The sequence below is a fragment of the Sphingopyxis selenitireducens genome (genome assembly GCF_051550705.1).
In the GTDB taxonomy this organism is placed as follows: domain Bacteria; phylum Pseudomonadota; class Alphaproteobacteria; order Sphingomonadales; family Sphingomonadaceae; genus Sphingopyxis.
The window spans coordinates 615,220-628,250 of the sequence record NZ_JBPULG010000001.1; the positions used below are offsets into that span (position 1 = coordinate 615,220).

A 13,031-nucleotide genomic window follows, 5' to 3' on the forward strand; every position below is an offset into this window, starting at 1 on the left:
ATAATTTCCTCCCCATCGCTACGCGACAGGGAGGATCATCTGCATCAATAAATATGCACCGCCTTGGTGACGAGATAGCCCTCAAGCCCCTCGGGGCCGCTCTCGCTGCCGAAGCCCGATTCCTTGATCCCGCCGAACGGCGCATCGAGCGCCGAGATGACGAAGCTGTTGATCCCGACCATCCCGCTTTCGAGACCATCAGCGATGCGGTTGATGCGGCGGCCATTTTCGGTGAAGGCAAAGGCGGCGAGGCCATAGGGCAGTCGGTTCGCCTGTTCCAGTGCCTCATCCTCGGTCCCGAACGGGCGGATCAGTGCCATCGGACCAAAGGGCTCATTGTTCATCGCATCGGCGTCGAGCGGCACATCGGCAATCGCGGTCGGCTGGAAGAAATAGCCGCCTTCGCCGGCCTCGCCGCCCGCGATCACGCGCGCGCCCTTCGCCTTGGCGTCCGCAACCATCGCTTCGAGCGCCGGGACGCGCCGCGCATTGGCGAGCGGCCCCATCTGCGTATCGGCGTCGAGCCCGCTGCCGACCTTCACCTTCGCGGTGCGTTCGGCGAAGCCCTTCACGAAAGCGTCGTAGATGCCGTCCTGAACATAGAAGCGGGTCGGTGAGATGCACACCTGCCCCGCGTTGCGGAATTTCTGCCACACGACCTTGTCGAGCGTGGCTTCGAGGTCGCAATCGTCGAAAATCAGCACCGGGGCATGGCCGCCGAGCTCCATCGTGATCCGCTTCACGCCATCGGCGGCAAGCTTCATCAGATGCTTGCCGACCGCGGTCGATCCGGTGAAGCTGACCTTGCGGATCACCGGGCTCGCCAGCAGATGGCGGCTGATCATGTCGGGATCGCCATAGACGAGCTGGACGGCGTCGCCCGGTACGCCCGCATCGACGATACAGCGCATGATCGCGCTGGTGCAGCCCGGGGTTTCTTCGGGCGCCTTGGCGATCACAACACAGCCTGCCGCGAGCGCGGGAGCAATCTTCTTGACCATCAGATTGACCGGGAAGTTCCACGGGCTGAAGCCCGCGACCGGACCGACGGGCTGCTTCAGCACCATCGCGCGCTGCCCCGCCGGACGCTGGAGCACGCGGCCGTCGATGCGCTTGCCCTGTTCGGCGAAATAATCGAACAATCCCGCCGCCGACAGCACCTCGCCGCGCGCCTCGGCGATCGGCTTGCCCTGCTCGAGGGTCAGCAGCGTCGCGATATGATCGACGCGGTCGCGGATCAGGCCCGCGACCTTGTGCATCAGCGCGGCGCGCTCGTCGGGGGTTTTGGCGCGCCATGCGGGCCAGCCGCGATCCGCTGCGGCAAGCGCATCATCAAGGTCAGCCGCGGTCGCCACCGGCAGTTCGGCGATCGTGCCAGCGGTCGCGGGGTTATACACCGGCCGCCCCTCGCGCCCCTCACCGCTCCGCCATGCACCGGCGATGAAAAGTTGCAGGTCGGCGTCGTAGGTCGCGGTCATGGAGCTTCTTTCTCTGAACGCCCTTCAGGTCCGTTCGTGTCGAGCGAAGTCGAGACACCCATCGTCGTTGGGCAAGGTCGAGAAGCGTCTCGACTTCGCTCGACGCGAACGGAAAGAGGGTTTGGTCTAACGCAGGACCATATAAGACGGCTCAGCGATAGTTAAAGCTGATACTAATCCGTTCGCCCTTGCCGCTGTGTGGCATCACTTCGTGGCGCAGCCAGCTTTCCCACAGAAAGACGCGGCCCGCCGCGGGTTCAGCATAGACGAAGGGCAGCAGGCATTCGGGCGCGTCGTCGGTGCGGCCGGGCGCCGCCATCAACATGGCGAGGCGCGGATCTTCGAGTTTCAGCGCCCCTGACCCCGGCGGGACGGCAACATAGAAAGTCCCCGACACGATGCTGTGCGGGTGGATATGCCCGCTGTGCGTGCCGCCGGGCTTCATGACATTGACCCACAGGCTGTCGAGTTTCAGCGGCTTCGCGAGATCGAAATGACACGCCTTGGCAAAGGCCTTCACCTGCTTGTCGAGCAGGCGCTTGAGATCGTAGAAGGCCGGGTCGCGCTCGGGCAGGTCGCCGAGGCTGGCGTAGCTGGTATAGCCCTTATAGCCATGCTCGCGGCTCCACCGCCGTCCCGCGCCATCCTCCTCGGCGAACAGGCGGCTGCTCTCCTCCAACTCCTCGATCAGATCGGGCGTGCCGATATCGGCTTCGTAGAAATTTGTGGCGAAGAGCGTGCGAACGGGCATGATGCGCGCAAAGCACAGCCAATGTGCAAGAGCAAGGGAGACGAGGATGGCCGAGTTTGAATTGATCGCCGACGGATTGCGTTTCCCCGAGGCGCCGGTGGTGATGGACGATGGCAGCGTCATTCTGGTCGAGATCGAAGCGGGGCGGATCACGCGTTGCTGGCCGGGCGGCAGGAAAGAGGTCATCGCGAGCCCCGGCGGCGGTCCCAACGGCCTCGCCTTCGGCCCCGACGGCAAGCTCTACTGCTGCAACAATGGCGGTTTTCACTATGTCGAATCGAACGGCTATCTCGCGCCACATGGCATTGCGCAGGATTATTCGGGCGGCCGGATCGAACGCATCGATATCGAAACCGGCGAAGTCGAAATCCTCTACAAGTCGGGCGACCATGGCGTGACCCTGCGCGGCCCCAACGATATTGTCTTCGACGCCCACGGCGGCTTCTGGTTCACCGATCATGGCAAGATCGACTATGCCACGCGCAGCCACGACATCGTCGGCATCTTCTATGCCAAGGCCGACGGCAGCTTCATCGAGGAAGTGATTTTCCCGTCGAACAACCCCAATGGCGTCGGCCTGTCGCCCGACGGCAGCACCCTCTATGCTGCCGAAACCTACACCTGCCGTCTGATGAAGTTCAATATCACGGCGCCCGGCAAAGTCGCCCCCGATGCCGGTCCCGGCGGTCCCGGCATCCCGCTCTATCGTCCCGCGGGCTATAAATTCTTCGACAGCCTCGCGATGGAGGCATCGGGCAATATCTGCGTCGCGACGATCGGCGAATGCGGAATCAGTATCGTGTCGCCCGCGGGCGAACTTGTTGATTTTGTTGCAACCGACGATATTTTCACCACCAATATCGCCTTTGGCGGATCGGATCGACAGGATGCCTATCTTACCCTGTCGGGTACGGGACGATTGGTGAAGACACGTTGGGTGCGACCCGGACTCCAGCTTCAATATTAGGGGCAATATGCACGAAGAAACCCACGCCGTTACGCGGATCGGCTGGCTGCGCGCCGCGATCTTAGGCGCCAATGACGGGATTGTTTCGACCGCGAGCCTGATCGCGGGCGTCGCGGCGGCCGGCGTAGCGCAATCTTCGATCCTCGTGACCGGCATCGCGGGCCTTGTCGCGGGCGCGATGTCGATGGCGGCGGGCGAATATGTGTCGGTGAGTTCGCAGGGCGACGCCGAAAAAGCCGATGTCGAGCTGGAGAAACGCCATCTCGCCGCCGACCCCGAGTTCGAACTGGAGGAGCTCACCCAGATATACGAACAGCGCGGGCTCGACCGCGCGCTCGCCGAACAGGTCGCGGTTCAGCTCACCGAACATGATGCGCTCGACACGCACCTGCGCGACGAGTTGGGCATGACCGATGCGATGGCCGCGCGCCCGGTGCAGGCGGCGGCGGCTTCGGCGCTGAGCTTTGCGATCGGCGCAGCGCTGCCGCTCGCGACCGTGATGCTGTTTCCGGGGCCATCGCTGCCATGGATCGTTTCGGGCGCGTCGCTGGTCTTCCTCGCGATATTGGGTGCACTCGGCGCGTGGGCGGGGAATGCGCCGATCCTGCGCCCGGTCATGCGCGTCACCTTCTGGGGCGCGCTTGCCATGGCCATGACGATCGCGATCGGGTCGCTGTTCGACGCCCCGGTCGGCTAGCGCCGTTCCAGCCATTCGCGCAGCGCGACGGCATTGTTCCGCTGTTCGTCCTTCGCCGCATAGAGCAACGTCACTGTGCCCGACTTCGCCGTAGCATCGAGTACGAAAAGCGCTGCCTTGACCTCCTCACCGCCCGTATCGAGTTCGGCGAAATAGTCACAGCGGAAGGCATCCCAGGCCGTATCCGAATCCGCCGTTTCGCCATGATAGGTCTTGCGCAGCGCATTGCTCGGCGACAGCGGCTTCAGCCACGCCGCCAGCGCCGCACGCTCCTTCGACACGCCGCGCGGCCACAGGCGATCGACCAGAAAGCGCGCGCCGTCCGCTGCGTCGGCGGGCTCGTGGATACGCTTGACCGCGATTGTCATATATTGGTCCCCTTCGACGATTGTCAGTGGCGCCCGCTTCTGCGACTGTATCGGCCTTCCCGCGTTCGCGGGCAAGATTCTCGAATGGGAGACAGAGATGAGCGATGCCGCCTGGGCGATCGATATCGATCGCGACGACATCACCCACGCCGTGCTGTTCGCCGAACCCGCCACGCCGCTGGAACCGGGCCAGATCCGGGTGGCGATCGACAGCTATGCGATGACCGCGAACAACATCACCTATGCCGTGTTCGGCAAGCCGTCGGGCCTGTTCGGCAATGATCAGGGTTATTGGGATTTCTTTTCCGGGCGCGGCGAACCGGGGCGACTGCCCGTGTGGGGCTTTGCCACCGTCACCGAAAGCGCTGCCGACGGCATCGCGGTCGGCGATCGTTTCTACGGCTATTATCCCATGGCGAGCCACGCCGTGCTGACGGTTGGCAAGCCCGGTCCCGCCGGCTTTGTCGATGTGACGCCGCGGCGCACCACCCTGCCCCCCATATATAACAATTATCAGCGTATCGAGGCGCTGCCCGATTATCGCGCCGAACATCATGATTATTGGCCGGTGTTCCGCCCCCTGTTCCTGACCGGCTGGCTGATCGCCGACCAGTTCGAGGATGAAGGCGACTATGGCGCCGGACAGATTTTGATCGCCAGCGCGTCGAGCAAGACCGCGATCGGGCTTGGCTTTGCGCTCGCACAGCGCGCCGAACGACCCGAAACGATCGGGCTGACCAGCGCCGCCAATGTCGACGCGCTCGCCGCACAGGGGATTTACGACCGTGTGATCAGTTACGACCAGATCATGACGCTGAACGCCGCGAACCCCGCCGCGCTCGTCGACATGGCGGGCAATGGCGCGGTAACGCGGACGGTGCACAGCCATTTCGGCGACCAGCTCGAGGCGTCGATCATCGTCGGCAAATCGCATTGGGATGCGCAAGTCGATGGCGAAGGCCTGCCCGGCCCCGAACGGCAGGGCTTTTTCGCGCCCGGACGCAGCCAGAAACGGATCGCCGACTGGGGCGGCGCTGTTTTCGGGCAGAAGATCGCCGAAGCATGGCTGGCGTTCATGGCTGTAGCGCCGCGCCTCGCCACCATCGACAAACGTGGCGGTGGCGAGGCTGCGCTCGCCGCCTATCAGGAAATGCTGTCGGGAAGCGCCGATCCGAAAGCGGGAATCGTCGTCACAGCTTGACCGCAGCATTTCCGCCCTCGGCCCAGAGCGCGGACCCGGTGACGAAACTCGCCATGTCGCTGGCAAGAAACAGCGCGGCCTGTGCGATCTCATCGGGTTGCGCGATGCGTTTCATCGCGTGCAGACCTGCCGCCCATTTCTTGTTCTCGGCGCTACCCGCCATGGCCGTATCGGTCCCTCCGGGCAGCAGGGCGTTGGCGCGGATGCCTTGCGCCGCATAGTCGGCAGTGATCCCCTTGACCAACCCGAGCAGGCCCGCTTTCGCCGCACCATAGCAGGCCATGCCGGGCAGGCCGACGCTGCTGCCGACAAAACTCGAGGTAAAGATCAATGATCCGCCGCCACGCGCGATCATCGCCGGAATCTGCGCCCGCGCGGCCAGAAAGGCGCTTCCGAGATTGACCGAAAGCACCCTGTTCCAATTGTCCGGATCCTGTTCGGCCAGCGGCGCGGCGATGCCCGTCATGCCGACATTGTTGAACGCGATATCCGGCCCGCCCCAGCAAGCCGATGCTGCGACGATCGCCGCATGCGTCGCTGAATCCGCGACATCGCCCGCCACGACGATCGCTTCGCCGCCGATGGCCGCCACCTCGTCCGCGACGAGCCGCAACCGCTCGCCGTCGCGGGCATTGAGCAAAAGCCGGGCTCCCTGACGTGCAAACAGCAGCGCCGCCGCACGGCCTATCCCCGAACTCGCGCCGGTGATGATCACAACCTTATTCTCCAACAGCATTCTGGTCCTCCGAAATGATCTCGGAGGTAGTGTTGCCATCCGCCCGGAAGGGCGGCGTCCCGAAACATGCGGTCAAATTTCCTTGATCTTGGGGATCATGGCGCGGCATGGCGCTGTCATGTCCTTTTCAACTGTCATCTTCGACTTTGGCGGCGTCATCACCGCCTCCCCCTTTGAAGCGTTCAACCGGCTGGAGGAGGAACGCGGGCTGCCGCGCGATTTCGTCCGCCGCGTCAACGCCGCGGATCCCGACCACAACGCCTGGGCGAAATTCGAACGCGCCGAGATCGACGCCGCCACCTTCGATAGCCTGTTCGCCGAAGAAGCGCGGACGATGGGGCATGAGCTGGAGGGCGAAGCGGTGCTGGCGGTGCTGGCGGGCGCGGTGCGCCCCGCGATGGTCGCCGCGCTCGATACGCTGAAGGTCAAGGGTTTCAGGATCGGGTGCATCACCAACAATGTCCCGTCGGGCAAGGGCGCCGGCATGGCGCGCAGCGAGACGATGGCGGCCGAAGTCGCGGGCATTATGGCGCGCTTCGAACATGTCATCGAATCGAGCAAGGCTGGCGTGCGCAAGCCCGATCCCGCGATTTACCGGATGATGTGCGATGCGCTGGGCGTGGAGCCCGAAAACTGCATCTACCTCGACGACCTCGGCATCAACTGCAAACCCGCCGCGGGGCTTGGCATGCATGCGATCAAGGTGACGAGCGGCGAACAGGCGCTCGCCGACCTGTCCGCCGCGCTGGAGATACCGCTGCCCTAATGCGCCAGCAGCAGCGGGAAGCCGCTGTTTTTCAGCATATTTTGCGTCGTACCGCCGAACAGGGTCTCGCGCAGCCGGCCGTGGCCAAAGGCGCCCATGACGATCAGCCCGGCGTCGAGCGAGCGCGCTTCCTGCTCCAGCCGCTCGGCGACCGGCGCCGCTCCGCGATCGAGGAGGTCGAGCTCGGCGTGGATGCCGTGGCGCGACAGATAGCGTAGCGCATCGGTGCCGGGGAACGCGCCTTCCTCCTCGGCGCCCACGGCCGCCAGCACGACCTGCCGCCCGCCGCCGAGCAGCGGCAAGGCGGCGCGCAGCGCCTGCGCGGCTTGCGGACTGCCGTTCCACGCGACCAGCGCGGGGGCATCGAAATCGATCGCCTTTGCCGTACCCGGCAGCGCGAGAACCGGAACTGGTGTCGCCAGCGCAAGGTCGCCGGCGAGCATCGGCGGCCCCTGACGAAGATCATGCTTCGGGCCCGTCAGGCTGACGATCGTCAGGTCGGCGAGCGCCGCCGCGCCTGCGAGGCCGCCGATGATATCGCCGTCGGCCATTTCGATCGTCCACGGCACATCTTCCTTGGCGAGCCGGTCGGCGAGTCGGCTTTCGAGGGCAAGGTCGTCAGCTTGCGCCTTCGCCAGCGCCTCGGCGGCGAAATAGGTACCGCCAAAAGGATCGAAACTGACAAATTGCTGGAGCGGAGTCGCGATCATCAGCGTGACATGACCCTCGAAATGCCGGGCGATGTCGAGCCCGACCTGATAGCGTCCCTCGGACGCGGCGTCATTGTCGGCGTGAACCAGAATCGAGCGCATATCGGCCTCCTGTGGTTGTCTGATAATAGGCTAATGCACGCGGATACGCATCAGTTCATTGATCGGCGTCAAAGTCGCTGCGCGTGGCCGACAGGCGCAGCCGGGCCGCCTCGTCGAAGATCCGCATCAGCACCGGTTCGGTATCGGCGACGCGCATCGCAACGTGAAATTCAACCGGCGCGAGCGCCGGCATATCGGCGAGCTCGACCAGCGCCCCCCGCGCAATATCGTCGCGAACCATCGGTTCGGGAAATATGCCAACGCCGCCCTCGGCCTTGGCGATGTCGATCATCATCCGGGCATTGTTGCACAGGTTCAGCGACTTCTGCGCGATACGCGAGGCCTGAATCGCATCGCGCATCCGGCCGTGGATCGGCGAATGGCTGGCAAGCGACCAGACCGGAACCGGGATGGCATCGCCGCCGCCGAACGCCGCCGCAACCGCGGGGCTCGCCAGCCAGACCAGCGCAACCGCGCCGATCGGGCTGGTCCTGAGCGCCGGATGCGCGATCGGTCCCGCAGCGAAAGCCAGATCGGTGCGCCCGGTGAGCAATTGCTGGATCAGGTTCGCGGTCAGGTCGATCTCGATCTCCAGCCCGACGTTTGGCATCTCGGCCTTCAGCGCCGCGACGAAGGGCGGCAGGCAGCTCGCCGCCGCAATCTCGCCCGCGCCGATCCGCACGACCCCGCTCGCCTCGGCAAAACCCCCGCTGCCGAGCAGCGCCAATTGCATATCGCGGAGCAACGGGTCGCAATCGCGCACCAGCTTACGCCCCGCGGCGGTCAACGACATGCTGCGCCCGTCGCGGCGGAACAGCTTTGACCCCAGTCGCTGTTCCAGCTCGCGCATTCGCGCCGACACCGCCGGCTGCGTCGTATTGAGCCGCTCGGCAGCCGCGGAAAATGTCCCCAGCCGATCGATCCACAACAAGGTTTCGAGATGATAGAGCGAGATGCGATTGATAGACATCATTTATGAATAATCTAAAATTACTAAGATTAGAATTGATGATTGTGATGCGCCACAGTCACCCCCGACAACAGGAGGAACCCGTTCCATGGCGAACAAGCGATATCCCGACGCCGCCGCCGCACTCGAAGGCATTCTCTTCGACGGCATGCAGATTTGCGCGGGGGGCTTCGGCCTTTGCGGCATCCCCGAGCGGCTGATCGACGCGATCCGCGACGCCGGGACCAAAGACCTGACCATCGCGTCGAACAACGCAGGCATCGACGGCGAAGGCCTCGGCAAGCTGCTCCGCACGAAGCAGGTCAAAAAGATGATCTCCTCTTATGTCGGCGAGAATAAGGAATTCGAACGCCAGTATCTGGCAGGCGAGCTTGAGGTCGAATTCTGCCCGCAAGGCACGCTGGCCGAACGCTGCCGCGCGGGCGGCGCAGGCATTCCCGGTTTCTACACCAAGACCGGCGTCGGCACCGCGGTTGCCGAGGGCAAGGAGGTCAAGAATTTCGACGGGCAGGATTATATCCTCGAACGCGGAATCTTCGCCGACCTCGCGATCATCAAGGGCTGGAAGGCCGACGAAAGCGGCAATCTGATCTTCCGCAAGACCGCGCGCAACTTCAACCAGCCGATGGCGACCGCAGCGAAAATCTGCGTCGCCGAGGTGGAAGAGATTGTCCCCGTCGGCAGCCTCGATCCCGACAGCATCCACCTGCCCGGCATCTATGTGAAGCGCCTGATCCTCGGCGCGCCATATGACAAGAAAATCGAATTCCGCACCGTTCGCCAGAAGGATGCCGCATAATGGCCCAGGACACCAAGGGTTGGACCCGCGACGATATGGCGGCGCGCGCCGCAAAGGAACTGCAGGACGGCTATTACGTCAACCTCGGCATCGGCATCCCGACGCTGGTCGCGAACCACATCCCGGCGGGGATGGAAGTGACGCTCCAGTCGGAGAACGGCATGCTGGGCATCGGCCCCTTCCCTTTTGAGGGCGAGGAAGACGCCGACCTGATCAATGCAGGCAAGCAGACGATCAGCGAATTGCCGCAGTCGGCCTATTTCAGCTCGTCCGACAGCTTCGCGATGATCCGCGGCGGCCATATCGACCTCACCGTGCTCGGCGCGATGGAGATCGCCGAAAATGGCGACATCGCCAACTGGATGATCCCGGGCAAGATGATCAAGGGCATGGGCGGCGCGATGGACCTTGTCGCCGGGGTCAAGAAGATCATCGTCGTGATGGAGCATAATGCCAAGGACGGCAGCCCGAAGTTCATCCCGGCATGCACGCTGCCGCTGACGGGGAAGAATGTCGTCGATATGATTATCACCGATCTTGCGGTGTTCAAACGCGACGATCATTCGAGCCCCTTCCGGTTGATCGAGCTTGCCCCGGGCGTGACCGCGGAAGAAGTCGCCGAGAAAACAACAGCGCATTATATTGTATGACGCGATGAATTGCGTCAGGGTGGAGTGATGACAAACAAGGGGCGTTCGGGTCTGGTCGCGGTGGCGGTCGTGGGTCTATTGATCGGGGTGCCGGTTCCGGGCGCCGACCTTGCTGCCAAAGCGGCAGCGAAAAAGGCCGTCGTTAAACCGAAACCGATCAGATGGGTTCCGCCGCCTCCACCGATAGTCAGAACCCCGAGTGTCGTTCTCGACCCTCCGGAGAAGGCCCCGCCACCCCCGGTTCCGCTGCGACTGCCCAAAGGGTCGCCCGCCATATTGGTGTCGCCCCCCGCACGCTATCCGATGAGTCTGGCGCCGCCACCCCCGCCCATTCCGGCGAGCAAGGCAGGGCCACAGATCAAGGAAGTCGGCACGCTCCAATTTGCGCCGACCGTCGCCGACGTTCAGGCAGAGGGCTGGACCGGGAAGGAAAATGAAGACGCCGATCTGATGCTCACCGTCCGGTCCGATGGCCGGGTCGAAGACTGTGAAAAGGTCGAATATTCATCGCCCTTCAGCACCGCGATGTGCGCGCTCATCGTCAAGTCGGCGCGCTTCCAATGGACCGGCGAAGGCGACCCGCCTCCCTATGGCTATTTGTTCGTATCGACGCGATGGGACCTCTCGCCTGACATCGATGCAAAGCTTGACCTCATGCCTGAGGATCAGGGATTGCCGGTCGACATCATGTTTCGGCGCGGCAGTTATAACAATGGCTGCAACGTATTGATCAGGGGTATGTCGGTCGATCAGGAGAGCGACCTCTGCAACAAGGTCAAGCGCACGGCTGCGGGTTATGACGGCAGAGGAACCAACGGCGCCGCATTCGATCCCGACGATGCGGATGTCAGCGTGTGGCTGCGCCGCCGACCGGCTGGCGAGGAACCGACGCCGAGCGTCAAATGGAATACATATTGGCGCAGCGGTTTTCCCGGGCCGAAATGATGCCTGCCAGCGATTGATGGGAAGGCAATGCTGACCACCCTGTCACCCAACCCCGGAACCAGCTGGCTACAGCTTGGCGGCTGGCTGTCGGTGGGGGCCGCATTGCTCCACCTGGGCTGCATATGGGGTGGTCCCGAATGGTACCGCTTCTTTGGGGCGGGCGAAGGTATGGCGCGTGCCGCCGCGCGAGGCGAATGGATACCCGCGCTGGTCACGCTGGCGATCGCCGGCATCCTGCTGATCTGGGCCGCCTATGCCTTTTCGGGCGCGGGCTCGCTGCCGCGCCTGCCGTTGCTGCGAACCGGACTGCTGGTCATCACGGCCATCTATCTGCTGCGCGCGATCATCTTCGTACCCCTGCATATGTGGCGTCCGCAGCATTCGGATAGTTTCGCGGTCTGGTCTTCACTGATCGTCCTTGTCTATGGCGCGGTGTATGCCGTCGGGACTTTCAAGGCGTGGCGCTATCTTGCGCCCTGATCCGCTCCGAGGGTGACGGCGGAGGAAGTCGCGGCTAAGACGGCGACGATAATGAGGTCGCAGTCTGATCACGGGTCCATGAAGCGCGTTTACCTTCTTCTAATCGCTATCGTCGCGCTGGGGTCGGCGGGCTGGTTCGGCCTCCACGCCTTTGGCGGGAAGCACCGGCTTGCGAGCGTCCTGATCCCGTTAAGGGCCGCTGAAAACCTGCCCGACACGCCTGCTGAATGGCGCGGCCGGATCGATTATCAGGCGCTCGACAGGCAATTGTCCGACCTCTCGCGGCGACCCGAAATGGCGGGGCTGGCGGTGGCGGTGGTCGAAGACGGCGAATTGCGCTTCGTGCGCACCTATGGCGTCGCCGACAGTTCGACCGGAGCGCCGGTGACGGCGCATACGTTGTTCCGCTGGGCCTCGGTTTCCAAAACCGCGACCGGCGTATTGGCGGCGGCGCTGGCCAATGATGGCACCGTCGACCTTACCCGTCCGGTCGCCGACTCGCACACGACGCTGCGCCTGCCCGGTGGCGCCGAGGCGCGGGTGACGTTGGAAGACGTGCTCGCCCAGCGCACCGGCCTCACCAAAAACGCCTATGACGAGAAGCTGGAGGAAGGACAGAACCCTGCGCTGCTGCGCGGAGGCCTTGCCGCCGCCCCCCTGCAATGCGAGCCCGGCACCTGCCACACCTATCAGAACATCGCCTTCGATGCCGCGAGCGAGATATTGGGTGCGGCCGCGAACAAGCCTTTCCCGAACTCGGTCGAAGATCGATTTTTCCTCCCGCTGGGCATGGTCAGCGCAGGATATGGCATGGCCCGGCTGACGGGCGCCAAAGACTGGGCAAAGCCGCACCGCGGTGCGCAGGTTCGCCCGATCAAGGAAGCCTATTGGCGCGTTCCTGCCGCCGCAGGGGTCGAAAGCGATATCGTCGATTTCGCCACATGGATGCAGGCGATGATGGGCGCCCGGCCGGACGTCTTGCCAGCCCCGGTGCTGCAGCTTGCCCATCATTCGCGCGTCGGCACGGCGCGGCTCTATGGCGGCCCCTTGCGCCAGGCCATCAGCGAGGCGAGCTATGGCCTCGGCTGGCGAAACTTTACCTACGCCGGCCACAGGCTCGAAGGCCATTCGGGCGCAGTCGAGGGTTATCGCGCGACAATGATTTTCGAACCGGCGACGCGGACCGGCGTCGTTGCCCTGTGGAACAGCGATTGGGGATTTCCATTCCGCATCCCGTTCGCGGCGATCGACAGCTATCACAAGCGCGAAGACGCGCGCTGGCTCGACCTCAGCGAACTGCCGCCGCAACCGGGCACCGCCGCCCGGACCATTTCGGTTGCTCAGGATAGGAACGGGCCGGTCCCGACACCCTGATTTCGGATTGCGTGGGACACCCATCACCCAAAGGAGC

The 13,031-nt window shown here is 64.0% G+C and carries 15 protein-coding genes; 9 read left to right on the top strand and 6 right to left on the bottom strand.

Features of this window, described 5'->3' with window-relative positions:
- Window positions 1-44: 44 nt before the first annotated feature.
- A complete protein-coding gene (locus tag ACSYDV_RS02825; protein ID WP_438322222.1) occupies window positions 45-1,478 on the bottom strand; it encodes an NAD-dependent succinate-semialdehyde dehydrogenase in 1,434 nt (477 codons plus the stop codon).
- Between the two features lie 151 nt (window positions 1,479-1,629).
- A complete protein-coding gene (locus ACSYDV_RS02830) occupies window positions 1,630-2,229 on the bottom strand; it encodes a TIGR02466 family protein (RefSeq protein ID WP_438322223.1) in 600 nt (199 codons plus the stop codon).
- A gap of 46 nt (window positions 2,230-2,275) precedes the next feature.
- Between ACSYDV_RS02830 and ACSYDV_RS02835 the strand changes: the two genes are divergently transcribed.
- Together ACSYDV_RS02835 and ACSYDV_RS02840 are read left to right on the top strand one after the other, a co-directional pair.
- Window positions 2,276-3,196 carry an SMP-30/gluconolactonase/LRE family protein gene (locus ACSYDV_RS02835; protein WP_438322224.1) on the top strand — a complete coding sequence of 307 codons (921 nt, stop codon included), beginning with the start codon at window positions 2,276-2,278 and terminating at the stop codon, window positions 3,194-3,196.
- A 7-nt stretch (window positions 3,197-3,203) separates the two neighbouring features.
- Window positions 3,204-3,893 (top strand): VIT1/CCC1 transporter family protein, encoded by a 690-nt coding sequence (locus ACSYDV_RS02840; RefSeq protein ID WP_438322225.1) that lies wholly within the window; start codon window positions 3,204-3,206, stop codon window positions 3,891-3,893.
- Here ACSYDV_RS02840 and ACSYDV_RS02845 read toward each other — a convergent pair.
- Window positions 3,890-4,261 carry a DUF488 domain-containing protein gene (locus tag ACSYDV_RS02845; protein WP_438322226.1) on the bottom strand — a complete coding sequence of 124 codons (372 nt, stop codon included), beginning with the start codon at window positions 4,259-4,261 and terminating at the stop codon, window positions 3,890-3,892. The genes ACSYDV_RS02840 and ACSYDV_RS02845 overlap by 4 nt on opposite strands.
- Window positions 4,262-4,358: 97 nt before the next feature.
- Between ACSYDV_RS02845 and ACSYDV_RS02850 the strand changes: the two genes are divergently transcribed.
- On the top strand, window positions 4,359-5,462 hold the full coding sequence (locus ACSYDV_RS02850) for a DUF2855 family protein (protein ID WP_438322227.1): 1,104 nt from the start codon (window positions 4,359-4,361) through the stop codon (window positions 5,460-5,462).
- On the opposite strand, the gene ACSYDV_RS02855 is transcribed toward ACSYDV_RS02850, so the two are convergent.
- Complete coding sequence (locus tag ACSYDV_RS02855) at window positions 5,452-6,198, bottom strand: SDR family oxidoreductase (protein WP_438322228.1); 747 nt, start codon at window positions 6,196-6,198, stop codon at window positions 5,452-5,454. The two genes, ACSYDV_RS02850 and ACSYDV_RS02855, sit on opposite strands and share 11 nt — an antisense overlap.
- 118 nt (window positions 6,199-6,316) lie before the next feature.
- Here ACSYDV_RS02855 and ACSYDV_RS02860 point away from each other — a divergent pair, with 118 nt between their 5' ends.
- A complete protein-coding gene (locus ACSYDV_RS02860; protein ID WP_438322229.1) occupies window positions 6,317-6,964 on the top strand; it encodes an HAD-IA family hydrolase in 648 nt (215 codons plus the stop codon).
- On the opposite strand, the gene ACSYDV_RS02865 is transcribed toward ACSYDV_RS02860, so the two are convergent.
- Both ACSYDV_RS02865 and ACSYDV_RS02870 read right to left on the bottom strand, forming a co-directional pair.
- Window positions 6,961-7,776 carry a universal stress protein gene (locus ACSYDV_RS02865; protein ID WP_438322230.1) on the bottom strand — a complete coding sequence of 272 codons (816 nt, stop codon included), beginning with the start codon at window positions 7,774-7,776 and terminating at the stop codon, window positions 6,961-6,963. The genes ACSYDV_RS02860 and ACSYDV_RS02865 overlap by 4 nt on opposite strands.
- A gap of 55 nt (window positions 7,777-7,831) precedes the next feature.
- Window positions 7,832-8,746: a LysR family transcriptional regulator gene (locus ACSYDV_RS02870; protein WP_438322829.1), complete on the bottom strand. Its 915-nt coding sequence runs from the start codon at window positions 8,744-8,746 to the stop codon at window positions 7,832-7,834.
- Between the two features lie 88 nt (window positions 8,747-8,834).
- Here ACSYDV_RS02870 and ACSYDV_RS02875 point away from each other — a divergent pair, with 88 nt between their 5' ends.
- The 5 genes from ACSYDV_RS02875 (at window position 8,835) to ACSYDV_RS02895 (ending at window position 12,994) form a co-directional block, all read left to right on the top strand.
- Window positions 8,835-9,545, top strand: coding sequence for a CoA transferase subunit A (locus ACSYDV_RS02875; RefSeq protein WP_438322231.1), 711 nt, complete (start codon window positions 8,835-8,837; stop codon window positions 9,543-9,545).
- Complete coding sequence (locus ACSYDV_RS02880) at window positions 9,545-10,195, top strand: CoA transferase subunit B (RefSeq protein ID WP_438322232.1); 651 nt, start codon at window positions 9,545-9,547, stop codon at window positions 10,193-10,195. Before ACSYDV_RS02875 ends, ACSYDV_RS02880 begins: the two co-directional genes overlap by 1 nt.
- Before the next feature lie 27 nt (window positions 10,196-10,222).
- Window positions 10,223-11,140: a hypothetical protein gene (locus ACSYDV_RS02885; protein ID WP_438322233.1), complete on the top strand. Its 918-nt coding sequence runs from the start codon at window positions 10,223-10,225 to the stop codon at window positions 11,138-11,140.
- Window positions 11,141-11,167: 27 nt separating this feature from the next.
- Window positions 11,168-11,620, top strand: coding sequence for a hypothetical protein (locus ACSYDV_RS02890; RefSeq protein ID WP_438322234.1), 453 nt, complete (start codon window positions 11,168-11,170; stop codon window positions 11,618-11,620).
- Window positions 11,621-11,698: 78 nt separating this feature from the next.
- Complete coding sequence (locus ACSYDV_RS02895; protein ID WP_438322235.1) at window positions 11,699-12,994, top strand: serine hydrolase domain-containing protein; 1,296 nt, start codon at window positions 11,699-11,701, stop codon at window positions 12,992-12,994.
- Window positions 12,995-13,031: the final 37 nt, after the last annotated feature.

Excerpts from the sequence above, each read along its gene's own strand:
- ACSYDV_RS02825 (WP_438322222.1), bottom strand. The coding sequence starts at position 1,478 with ATGACCGCGACCTACGACGCCGACCTGCAACTTTTCATCGCCGGTGCA.
- ACSYDV_RS02830 (WP_438322223.1), bottom strand. The coding sequence starts at position 2,229 with ATGCCCGTTCGCACGCTCTTCGCCACAAATTTCTACGAAGCCGATATC.
- ACSYDV_RS02835 (WP_438322224.1), top strand. The coding sequence starts at position 2,276 with ATGGCCGAGTTTGAATTGATCGCCGACGGATTGCGTTTCCCCGAGGCG.
- ACSYDV_RS02840 (WP_438322225.1), top strand. The coding sequence starts at position 3,204 with ATGCACGAAGAAACCCACGCCGTTACGCGGATCGGCTGGCTGCGCGCC.
- ACSYDV_RS02845 (WP_438322226.1), bottom strand. The coding sequence starts at position 4,261 with ATGACAATCGCGGTCAAGCGTATCCACGAGCCCGCCGACGCAGCGGAC.
- ACSYDV_RS02850 (WP_438322227.1), top strand. The coding sequence starts at position 4,359 with ATGAGCGATGCCGCCTGGGCGATCGATATCGATCGCGACGACATCACC.
- ACSYDV_RS02855 (WP_438322228.1), bottom strand. The coding sequence starts at position 6,198 with ATGCTGTTGGAGAATAAGGTTGTGATCATCACCGGCGCGAGTTCGGGG.
- ACSYDV_RS02860 (WP_438322229.1), top strand. The coding sequence starts at position 6,317 with ATGTCCTTTTCAACTGTCATCTTCGACTTTGGCGGCGTCATCACCGCC.
- ACSYDV_RS02865 (WP_438322230.1), bottom strand. The coding sequence starts at position 7,776 with ATGCGCTCGATTCTGGTTCACGCCGACAATGACGCCGCGTCCGAGGGA.
- ACSYDV_RS02870 (WP_438322829.1), bottom strand. The coding sequence starts at position 8,746 with ATGTCTATCAATCGCATCTCGCTCTATCATCTCGAAACCTTGTTGTGG.
- ACSYDV_RS02875 (WP_438322231.1), top strand. The coding sequence starts at position 8,835 with ATGGCGAACAAGCGATATCCCGACGCCGCCGCCGCACTCGAAGGCATT.
- ACSYDV_RS02880 (WP_438322232.1), top strand. The coding sequence starts at position 9,545 with ATGGCCCAGGACACCAAGGGTTGGACCCGCGACGATATGGCGGCGCGC.
- ACSYDV_RS02885 (WP_438322233.1), top strand. The coding sequence starts at position 10,223 with ATGACAAACAAGGGGCGTTCGGGTCTGGTCGCGGTGGCGGTCGTGGGT.
- ACSYDV_RS02890 (WP_438322234.1), top strand. The coding sequence starts at position 11,168 with ATGCTGACCACCCTGTCACCCAACCCCGGAACCAGCTGGCTACAGCTT.
- ACSYDV_RS02895 (WP_438322235.1), top strand. The coding sequence starts at position 11,699 with ATGAAGCGCGTTTACCTTCTTCTAATCGCTATCGTCGCGCTGGGGTCG.